The 9,558-nt window shown below is 63.7% G+C and carries 8 protein-coding genes and 1 tRNA gene; 4 read left to right on the top strand and 5 right to left on the bottom strand.

Going from position 1 to position 9,558, the window contains the following annotated elements:
• Nucleotide 1: 1 nt before the first annotated feature.
• Nucleotides 2–78 (bottom strand) — tRNA-His (locus tag ACFQ00_RS07515).
• Between the two features lie 238 nt (nucleotides 79–316).
• Here ACFQ00_RS07515 and ACFQ00_RS07510 point away from each other — a divergent pair.
• Both ACFQ00_RS07510 and glnA read left to right on the top strand, forming a co-directional pair.
• Complete coding sequence (locus tag ACFQ00_RS07510; protein ID WP_381488467.1) at nucleotides 317–655, top strand: P-II family nitrogen regulator; 339 nt, start codon at nucleotides 317–319, stop codon at nucleotides 653–655.
• 56 nt (nucleotides 656–711) lie between these two features.
• Nucleotides 712–2,124 (top strand): type I glutamate--ammonia ligase, encoded by a 1,413-nt coding sequence (gene glnA, locus ACFQ00_RS07505; RefSeq protein ID WP_381488465.1) that lies wholly within the window; start codon nucleotides 712–714, stop codon nucleotides 2,122–2,124.
• Between the two features lie 85 nt (nucleotides 2,125–2,209).
• Here glnA and ACFQ00_RS07500 read toward each other — a convergent pair whose 3' ends face one another.
• Both ACFQ00_RS07500 and ACFQ00_RS07495 read right to left on the bottom strand, forming a co-directional pair.
• Nucleotides 2,210–2,644: a PaaI family thioesterase gene (locus tag ACFQ00_RS07500; RefSeq protein ID WP_374599184.1), complete on the bottom strand. Its 435-nt coding sequence runs from the start codon at nucleotides 2,642–2,644 to the stop codon at nucleotides 2,210–2,212.
• Between the two features lie 172 nt (nucleotides 2,645–2,816).
• Nucleotides 2,817–3,590 carry a TorF family putative porin gene (locus tag ACFQ00_RS07495; RefSeq protein WP_381488461.1) on the bottom strand — a complete coding sequence of 258 codons (774 nt, stop codon included), beginning with the start codon at nucleotides 3,588–3,590 and terminating at the stop codon, nucleotides 2,817–2,819.
• Nucleotides 3,591–3,947: 357 nt separating this feature from the next.
• On the opposite strand from ACFQ00_RS07495, the gene ACFQ00_RS07490 reads away from it, so the two are divergent.
• Nucleotides 3,948–4,502: a hypothetical protein gene (locus tag ACFQ00_RS07490; RefSeq protein WP_381488458.1), complete on the top strand. Its 555-nt coding sequence runs from the start codon at nucleotides 3,948–3,950 to the stop codon at nucleotides 4,500–4,502.
• A 49-nt stretch (nucleotides 4,503–4,551) separates the two neighbouring features.
• Complete coding sequence (gene parE, locus ACFQ00_RS07485; RefSeq protein ID WP_381488456.1) at nucleotides 4,552–6,528, top strand: DNA topoisomerase IV subunit B; 1,977 nt, start codon at nucleotides 4,552–4,554, stop codon at nucleotides 6,526–6,528.
• On the opposite strand, the gene ACFQ00_RS07480 is transcribed toward parE, so the two are convergent.
• Both ACFQ00_RS07480 and ACFQ00_RS07475 read right to left on the bottom strand, forming a co-directional pair.
• On the bottom strand, nucleotides 6,525–7,385 hold the full coding sequence (locus ACFQ00_RS07480) for a LysR family transcriptional regulator (RefSeq protein WP_381488453.1): 861 nt from the start codon (nucleotides 7,383–7,385) through the stop codon (nucleotides 6,525–6,527). The two genes, parE and ACFQ00_RS07480, sit on opposite strands and share 4 nt — an antisense overlap.
• Nucleotides 7,386–7,588: 203 nt before the next feature.
• Complete coding sequence (locus ACFQ00_RS07475; RefSeq protein ID WP_381488451.1) at nucleotides 7,589–9,523, bottom strand: energy transducer TonB; 1,935 nt, start codon at nucleotides 9,521–9,523, stop codon at nucleotides 7,589–7,591.
• Nucleotides 9,524–9,558: the final 35 nt, after the last annotated feature.

Genomic DNA, 9,558 nt, shown 5'->3' with positions numbered 1-9,558 from the left:
CTGGGGCGACCGACGGGGATCGAACCCGCAACCTCCGGTACCACAAACCGGCGCTCTAACCGATTGAGCTACGGTCGCCACACGCGATGAGGATGCGCACATACGGGCGCCCCGGCCTGCCGTCAAGCGAGGCACATGCACCTGCTGAATTTTTAGGCAAGATGCCCGGAAGTCGTGCAGCATTCGACAAAGTGACTGCCCTGAAAATGCGCTTCCCTGCGCTTTGCCGCGCTGCGGCATCTGGCACGGATCATGCGTTACGCGAAGGCAATACCCCATCCGGGGCAGATCGAATTCGTTCAAGGGGTAAAGCCAGGTGAAAAAGATCGAGGCGATCATCAAGCCCTTCAAGCTTGATGAGGTGAAGGAAGCGCTGCACGAAGTCGGCGTATCGGGCATCACCGTTGTCGAGGCGAAGGGCTTTGGCCGCCAGAAGGGCCACACGGAGCTTTACCGCGGTGCCGAATATATCGTGGACTTTCTCCCCAAGGTGAAGCTCGAGGTCGTCGTCGACGACGCCATTGTCGAGCGCACCGTGGAAGCCATCGCGGGTGCCGCCAAAACGGGCCGCATCGGCGACGGCAAGATCTTCGTGTCGACGATCGAGTCGGCCTACCGCATCCGCACCGGCGAGCGCGACAACGAAGCCATCTGAACCATCATCACCATAACAACTCCACAACAGCAGGGTTAAAAGAGGAAAGGCGAGTAATGGCGAACAAACCAGCCGACATTCTGAAGCAGATCAAGGACAAGGAGATCGAGTGGCTCGATGTCCGCTTCACCGATCTTCGCGGCAAATGGCACCACATGGCGATGTGCGCGAGCGTCGTCGATGAAGACATGCTGACCGACGGCATCATGTTCGACGGTTCGTCGATCGACGGCTGGAAGGCCATCAACGAGTCCGACATGATCCTGAAGCCGGACCTCGACTCGGTCTATGTCGATCCGTTCTCGGCGACGCCGATGCTGATCGTGTTCTGCGACGTCGTCGACCCGGCGACGGGCGAACTCTATGGCTCCGATCCGCGCTCGGTCGCCAAGCGCGCCGAAGCCTTCCTCGGCAACAGCGGCGTCGGCGACACCGCCTATGTCGGCCCCGAGGCCGAATTCTTTGTCTTCGACGACGTACGCTTCGAAAACGGCTACAACGGCTCCGGCTACAAGATTGACGACATCGAGCTGCCGACCAACACGGGCCGCGAGTACGACGAGGGCAACATGGGCCACCGTCCGCGCGCCAAGGGCGGCTATTTCCCCGTCGCGCCGGTTGATCCGTGCCACGACCTGCGTTCGGAAATGGTCTCCGTGATGCTCGAAATGGGCCTGCCCATGGACAAGCATCATCACGAAGTTGCTGCAGCGCAGCATGAGCTTGGCCTCACCTTCGGCACGCTCGTCCAGACCGCCGATCGTATGCAGATCTACAAGTATGTCGTGCACAATGTCGCGCACGCCTATGGCAAAACGGCAACATTCATGCCGAAGCCGATCAAGGACGACAACGGCTCGGGAATGCACACGCACATCTCGATCTGGAAGAAGGGCAAGCCGCTGTTCTCGGGTGACGGCTACGCCGGTCTTTCGGAAACCGCGCTGTTCTTCATCGGCGGCGTCATCAAGCACGCCAAGGCGCTGAACGCGTTCACGAACCCCTCGACGAACAGCTACAAGCGCCTCGTCCCGGGCTTCGAAGCGCCGGTGCTGCTGGCCTACTCCAGCCGCAACCGTTCGGCCTCCTGCCGTATTCCGTACGGCACGGGTCCGAAGAGCCGCCGCGTCGAGTTCCGCTTCCCGGACGCCACGGCGAACCCCTACCTCTGCTACGCCGCGATCCTGATGGCCGGCCTCGACGGCATCGAGAACCGCATCCACCCGGGCCAGCCGATGGACAAGAACCTCTACGACCTTCCGCCGAAGGAGCTGAAGAAGGTTCCGACCGTGTGCGGCTCGCTGCGTGAGGCGCTCGTCAACCTCGACAAGAACCGCAAGGTCTTCACGCGCGGCGGTGTCTTCACCGACGAGATGATCGACAGCTTCATCGACCTGAAGATGCACGAAGTGCTGCGCTGGGAAATGGCGCCTTCGCCTGTCGAATTCGACATGTACTATTCGGCCTGATCGGGGGATTTGGGCCGTTCAGGGGCTCGCGCGAAAGCGCGGGCCCCTTTTCATTTGGGCGCGCGGAAAACTGCCGGCTCGCCGCTCAGTCGACAATGCCGTCGCGAGCCTCGATCGCCATCAACGTGGCAGTCAGCAAGGCAACCAGCCTCGCCTGCCCTCCGCTTTCCGCGAACACCTCCGCCTGCGCCAAAGTCAGCGTCCGGCCCGCCTTGATCACCTTGCCGCGCGCGACGATGCGATCCCCCATCGCAGGCGCGACGAGGTTGATCTTGAACTCCGTCGTCAGCACGCCCCGGCCCGCAGGCATCAGGCTCAGTGCGGCATAGCCCGCCGCCGTGTCGGCAATGGCGCTCACCGCGCCAGCGTGGACGAAACCATGCTGCTGGGAAACCGCCGGGTCCGGCCGCAGGGCGATCTCGACGGCACCCGGCGCGACATCGACAAGCGTCGCGCCCAATGTCCGCATGAGCCCCTGTTTTGCGAAACTCGCTCGGATGCGCTCGTCGGTCTGGTTCACGGCCTCTCCTTGTCGGGCTAATGCGCCTAACGCTCCCTTAGCCCATTATCGCGTCCCGCCTCACCCTCTCATCTGGACCAATGGCACACGTCATTCCCGCCGCGCAGACACAAGAAAGCCCCGGAAATCCTGAGATTTCCGGGGCTTCCGTTACCCTGAACTGATCGCTGGATCAGAACGCCGCGGTCAGCGAAACGATGATCGCCGAGTCCGTGATCTTGTTGATCGACGGGTCGCCGCCCTTCACGTCCGTGTCGACGTAAGAAACGCCGAGCGTCAGCTTGTCGTAAGAGACCGACGCGCCGAGAGACCAGTCGAGATAGTCGCCATCGGTCGAGAACCCGCGGTCGATCGAGAGCGAACCGTCGGTGTAGCCGAGGTGCGCATTGAGCGAGACCGGGGTGTTCGGAATGGCTGCGGACCAATCCGTGTAGAGGTAGAAGCTGTCGTCGTTGCCGAGCGAGTCCTGCTTGGGCGCATAGGCCACGCCGACGCTCGCGCCGACCGGACCCAGTTCCTTGCTCAGCGAGGCGGTGATTTCCACCACGTCCGTGCCGCTGGTGCCCGGATAGAGATACCAGATCGCGCCGATGTCGTAGCCGAAGCCGCCCGCTTCACCGGCATAGCCCGCGTAGACGTCGATTTCGGTGTTGGCGCCGCCGTAGGAGCCGAAGCCGGCGAGGCTCGAACCCCAGGTGCCGACGTAGAAGCCGCTCGAATGCGCGACATCGATGCCGCCCTGGAAGGCCACTTCCTCATCCGAAAGCGAAATGCCGCGCCAGCGGTACTGCGAGAAAATTCCCGCGTTGCCCGAGATTTCCCAATCGCTGGTCGCTTCTGCGTCCTGCGCGAAGGCCGGAGCCGCCACTGCGAGGCTGCCGACAAGCGTTGCAGCCGCAAGCACGGTCGTCGAGATCGCGCGGCTGCCAATTCCCTTTTTCATCATTCCTCCACCTTCATTTCAGCTGTGATCGCTGCTCGCCCTGGGAGGGGTCGTTCCGAAGCTCATGCTTCAGGGGGAGTGTTCACCACGCTGCGGCGACGCACAAGTGATTTCGCCCCACTGGTCACAAAGTTGCAACGCAGTTGATGCTTTCACGCAACAGTCTGAATCCAGACAGAAAGAAGGGCCGGCGTCACCGCCGACCCTCTAGTCAAATCCTTGGGGAGGATCGCCATATAGGCATAATCATATTGCACCGCAGCACGACATGTTGCAACGCAAAAATGCATCTCCGGCGAAAAAAAACGACGTTGTGGACGTTTAAGGCGTTTTTCACGCCTGCCGCCTAAGAGACAGGGGATGATGGACGCAGACTCAGGCGGTTGGACAGTGAGCGAGCCCTATCGGAACGCCGCCGCATTCCCGCCGGACATGACGGAAGCCATGGCCTCGCGCATCGCGGACATCGCCGCCGAGGCCATCACCGGCATCGATCCCCACACTGGCCTCGCCAGCGACTTCCTCAATCAGTTCAATGAAGTTCTCATGCTCCTCGAGGTCACCGGCAGCGATCCCGCGCTCGACCGCGACCTGCACCACTGGCGCCCGCGCAACTACATCGAACACTTCGAAGCCAGCCACCTGCGCGATGCCGCACTGGTGATCGAGGCCTACGCGCTCTGCCCCGCATCCGTGCGCCGCCGTTTCGATCGGCTGAGCGGCGACCTTTCGGCCTTCATACTGCAAGGCCTTGCCGAGCTGCACCCGCTGGGCGGCGAGGCCATGCACCATGCGAGCGGGATGCTCGCGGAGCGGATTCGCCGGCGCGTCGAATCGCTCTCGGCGATCATCCATCCCGCCGAGCGCCGGCTCGACAACGACACGATTTCGGCACTTTTCGAACGCGCACGCTAGGCGCCCGCAGCCCCTTCACCGCTGCCGCTGCGGCCCCTATAAGGCCGCTATGAGTGATCTCTTCACGGGCGCCGCCAACCCGACCGACTACACCGCCGACCAGATCGAAGTTCTCGAAGGGCTGGAGCCCGTGCGCCGCCGCCCCGGCATGTATATCGGCGGCACGGACGAGCGCGCGCTGCACCATCTCGCCGCCGAGGTGCTGGACAACAGCATGGACGAAGCGGTCGCCGGTCACGCGAACCGCATCGAGGTTTCGCTCGCGTCGGACGGCACGCTGACGATCTCCGACAACGGCCGCGGCATTCCGATCGACGCGCACCCCAAATATCCGGGCAAGTCGGCGCTCGAGGTGATCTTCACGATGCTGCACTCGGGCGGCAAGTTTTCGAGCAAGGCCTACGCCACCTCGGGCGGTCTTCATGGCGTCGGCATCTCGGTGGTGAACGCGCTCTCCGACGAACTCGTCGTCGAGGTCGCGCGCAATCGCGAGCTTTACCGCCAGCGCTATTCGCGCGGTCACACCACCTCGAAACTCGAAAAGGTCGGCGCGGCCCCGAACCGGCGCGGCACCACCATCGCGTTCCACCCCGATCCCGAGATCTTCGGTGACAAGGCGACGTTCCGCCCTGCCCGCCTCTATCGCCTCGCACGCTCCAAGGCCTATTTGTTCCGCGGTGTCGAAATCCGCTGGTCGTGCGACCCCGCGCTCATCAGCGACGACACACCTGCGACCGCCGTGTTCCAGTTCCCTGGCGGCCTTGCCGATCACCTCGCCGAACAGCTCGGCGACCGGGACTGCGCGACGAACGAATTCTTCGCGGGCCGCGCGGAATTCCCGGACACGCAGGGCTCGGCGGAATGGGCGGTCGCGTGGCCGCTCTACGGCGAAGGCTCCGCGAGCTACTATTGCAACACGATCCCGACGCCCGCGGGCGGCACGCACGAGGCGGGCCTGCGCACGGCGCTCGTCAAGGGCATCCGCGGCTTTGCAGGGCTGATCGGCCAGAAGAAGGGCGAAGGCCTCACCGCCGAGGACGTGCTTTCGGGCGGAGAAATCATGCTCTCCGTGTTCATCCGCGAACCGCAGTTCCAGAGCCAAACCAAGGACCGGCTGACGAGCCCCGAAGCCGCGAAGTTCGTCGAGGCTGCGGTCAAGGACCATTTCGACCACTTCCTCTCGGACAACATGGAACGCGGCCGCGCGCTCCTCGGCTTCGCGCTCGAACGCATGGACGAGCGGCTGAAGCGCCGCGCCGAAAAGGAGATCAAGCGCAAGACTGCGACGAGCGCGCGTCGCCTCCGCCTCCCCGGCAAGCTCACAGACTGTTCGTCGGATGCGCCGGAAGGCACCGAGATCTTCATCGTCGAGGGCGACTCGGCAGGCGGCTCGGCCAAGCAGGCGCGCGACCGCAAGACGCAGGCGATCCTGCCCATTCGCGGCAAGATCCTGAACGTCGCCTCGGCGAACCGGGACAAGATCGGCGCCAACCAGGAAATCGCCGATCTCATCCAGGCGCTCGGCTGTGGCTCGCGTGATCGCTTCGATCCCGATGCGCTCCGCTACGACCGCGTCGTCATCATGACCGACGCCGACGTGGACGGCGCGCACATCGCCACACTGCTGATGACCTTCTTCTTCCAGGAGATGTCGGGCCTCGTGAAGAACGGCCACCTCTACCTCGCGCAGCCGCCACTCTACCGCCTCTCACAAGGCGGCAAGGTCGCCTACGCGCGCGACGATGCGCACAAGGACGAGCTGCTCGCGGGCGAATTCTCGGGGCGCGGCAAGGTGGAAATCGGCCGCTTCAAGGGCCTCGGCGAGATGTCCCCCATGCAGCTTCGCGAAACCACGATGGACCCGGAAAAGCGCACGCTGATCCGCGTGACGCTGCCCGATACCTATGAAGAACGCGCGCCGGTCGTCGATCTCGTCGACCGCCTGATGGGCCGCAACCCGGAGCATCGCTTCAATTTCATTCAGGAGCGCGCCGCGACCGTTTCGGAAGACGCGATCGACGTTTAGTCGCTAAGTGCCGCCACCAGATCGCGCACCTTCTTCTGGCGCCACTGTGCGCTCGGCGCGATCAGCCAATAGGCTTCGTCCGAAACCTTGGACTCCATGACGACGGCGAGCCGACCGGCGGCGATGTCGGCCTCGGCGAGCACCAGCGGCACACGCGCGATCCCGTAGCCCGCGACCGCGCTGTCGATGGCGAGGCCTGCATCGGCAACGCCGAGGCTGGCGCTGCGATCGGTCATGTGGACACCGTGCGCCTCGAACCAGCCGCGCCAGTCCGCGGACGGGTGCTCGACCAGCGGCTGCGCGGCGACTTCCGAGACGATCTTCACGTTCGCGGCGATCTCCGGCGTCGCCACCAGCACGACCGTGCCCGGCGCGATCAGCTTGCCGCTCAGTTCCTCCTCGGCGGGCATCGCGCCGAAGAAGATCGCGGCGTCCAGATTGGCCGCGTTGAAATCGACCGGCCCGTCTGTAGGAAGGATCGTCACCTGCCGTGCGGTCGTCGACGCCTTGATGAGGCCCAGCCGCGGCGCCAGCCACTTGCCGATGAAGTCGCGCGGCGCGGCGATGGTCAGGCGCTCCTCGCCCTGCCCCGCCTGCATGATCGCCACGGCCTCCTCCAGCTTGGCGAAGCCCTCGCGGAGCGCAGGCAGGCTGCGCACCGCTTCGTCGGTGAGTTCGAGGTTCCGCGTCATGCGCCGGAACAGCACGGTGCCGAGCACGTCCTCGAGCGTACGAATCTGCTGGCCGACGGCGGCAGGCGTCACCGCAAGTTCATCCGCCGCCTTGGTGAACGACAGGTGGCGCGCGGCGGCATCGAAGACGCGCAGCGCGTTGAGTGGGAGCAGGGTCCGCTTCATGGCCGCGACGATTACAGGGCGCGCGCCGGGCGATCAAACGCGAAAAATCGCGGTTAACCCGAATTTTACCATAAGCACGCTAAACGGGCCCGTGCCTTACGGCACACCTTACCTCCCCTAGCTGGATATCCAGCCGACTGATTTTTGAAAGGCCGCCCGGTCGTATCCGGCGGCCTTTTTCTTTGCGCCGTGCAGTGCGCGGATCAACTCTTGCCGGGGATAAAAAAGCGGAACGTCTGGCGGGCTCCCGTGCAGCCGATCTGTTCGCCTTCCCGGTAGATCGGCTTGAAACGCCAACGGCCGACAACAGCTTCCATCGTGTCTTCGAACACGAACGGAGGGTAGGCAAAGACAACACGCGGCGTTTTCACCTTGCCGTCAACGGCGATGTCATAGCCCATGACGATGTAACCCTCGGCGCCCCAGTTTACTGCAGCCTGTGGATAATCGTCCGCCGTCACCCAATTGTTTCGTCCAATCGGCGCCGCATCGAGCAGCGCACATTGATCGGGGCGCAGGCCGGTGGCGGCAAGAAAGCCGGAAGCCTGTTCCTGCGCCTTGCGGTCGTAGGCGATCGAGGCAAGCCGCAGCGCCGCAAACTGGGCGAGTGTGTCCGTCTTAGGATCGCCGCGCCGGAAGACTTCCGCATAAAGAGACTCCGCCCGGTCGCTCCGGCGGCGCTTTTCAAGTTCCAGTGCCTGCTCGACACGGAACCAGTCCGCGACATCCGAAGGCCAGCTGGCATCGGGCTGCCTCTGCAGCGCTTCCCCACCACGCTGCACGCGATTCCGGGCTATCAACGCGTCCAGAATGGCGCGGCGGCGCGCAGAGAGATCACTGGCCTCCATGATCTGCCGAGCGCGTTCTACATAGACGCCCTCGTCATCCTTCTCTGCCAATCGGGTCAGCACTGGAACCAGTGCCGGCGAGTCTGATCCGGTCGCGGCTTCGAGTCGCGCGAGTTCGCGCCGCAACGTTTCGGTGTCGGCCTTCCCGGCCAGCGGACCAAAGGAGACCGTTTGCGCTTTTGTTTCGCCGACGAGTTCGCGCATGAACGCATCGCCGATCCAACGCCGCTCCGTATTGAAGGTACAGCGGACCGCAACGCGCGTTGAAATGCGCCAGAACGGTTCCGTCTTCTGCATTTCTTCGGCGGACCACAACCACGAGCGCGCGGCTTTCACGAACACAGCCTCGATTTCACCCGGCTTGCTCGAATAGACGGGCGCAGCGCTGAGGACGCGCCCATCATCGCTGAGCGCGATGTCGAGCACCACAAGATCGTCCGGCCCAAGGTTGAAGGCCGGGGAGCAATCCGGCAGCGTCAAGGCACTTCCATCCGGAAATTGCGGCCCCTTGCCGCCCATGCGGCCCGCACCCGTCATCGCGATGTAGTAGAAGGCCTTGTCGAGATCGCCGGTGAGGAAGCTGGCCAGCGCCAGATCAGAACGGATGGCAATATCGGAAAGCGAAACGCGGGTTCCGATCCCGCCCGCACTTTTCGCCGCCGTCTTGAACCACTCCAGAGCCTCCTTGTGGTTTCCGGCGTTGAGTTCGACGCGGCCACGCAGCATCTGGAATTCGCCCAGCAGTTCACCGCTGCGCCTCTTGTCTTCGCCCGGGCGGAAATCCTTGAGCATCGCATCAGCCATGCGGCGCGCACGCGCCGCATCAGTGAAAACCAAAGCGCGCGCCAACGGAATCGAAAGTGTCTGAATTTTCGCGGGATCCGTATTGAGATCGAACGCGGCCTGATAGCTCTCCGCGGCCTGACGCATCTCGCCCAGCTTTTCGTGCGCCCGGCCGATGAGGCCATGTGCATCCACAAGCGCAGATGTCGCCTTGGCCTTTTCATAAATAGCGATGACGGGCGCCAGCGTTGCGAGACCGCGCTCCAGCCGGCCCAGTGCAATGTCCATCTCCCCAAGACGCTGGCGCAGGTCCGCCTCCGCAGGAGTTCCGCGCTGCGTCTTGCCCATTCGCGCCAAGACATCAGCAAAAAGCGTGGAGGCCTTTTCATATTCCCCGGCCGCAAGGGCCGCTTCGGCAGCATCGTAGCGCTGCTGCAAGGTCTGCGCTTCGACAGGAGCGGCCGTCGCACAGATAACGGCAGCCGCCGCGAAAATGTGTCTGCTCATCTACCCCCCGAAACTTGCCCGTACCGGGCGAAACG

Origin of the sequence: Sphingosinicella xenopeptidilytica, from assembly GCF_042676985.1 — a bacterium.
GTDB lineage: Bacteria > Pseudomonadota > Alphaproteobacteria > Sphingomonadales > Sphingomonadaceae > Sphingosinicella > Sphingosinicella xenopeptidilytica.
The sequence above is the reverse complement of the archived record's forward strand: the minus strand, read 5'-3'. Positions and strand labels throughout refer to the sequence as shown.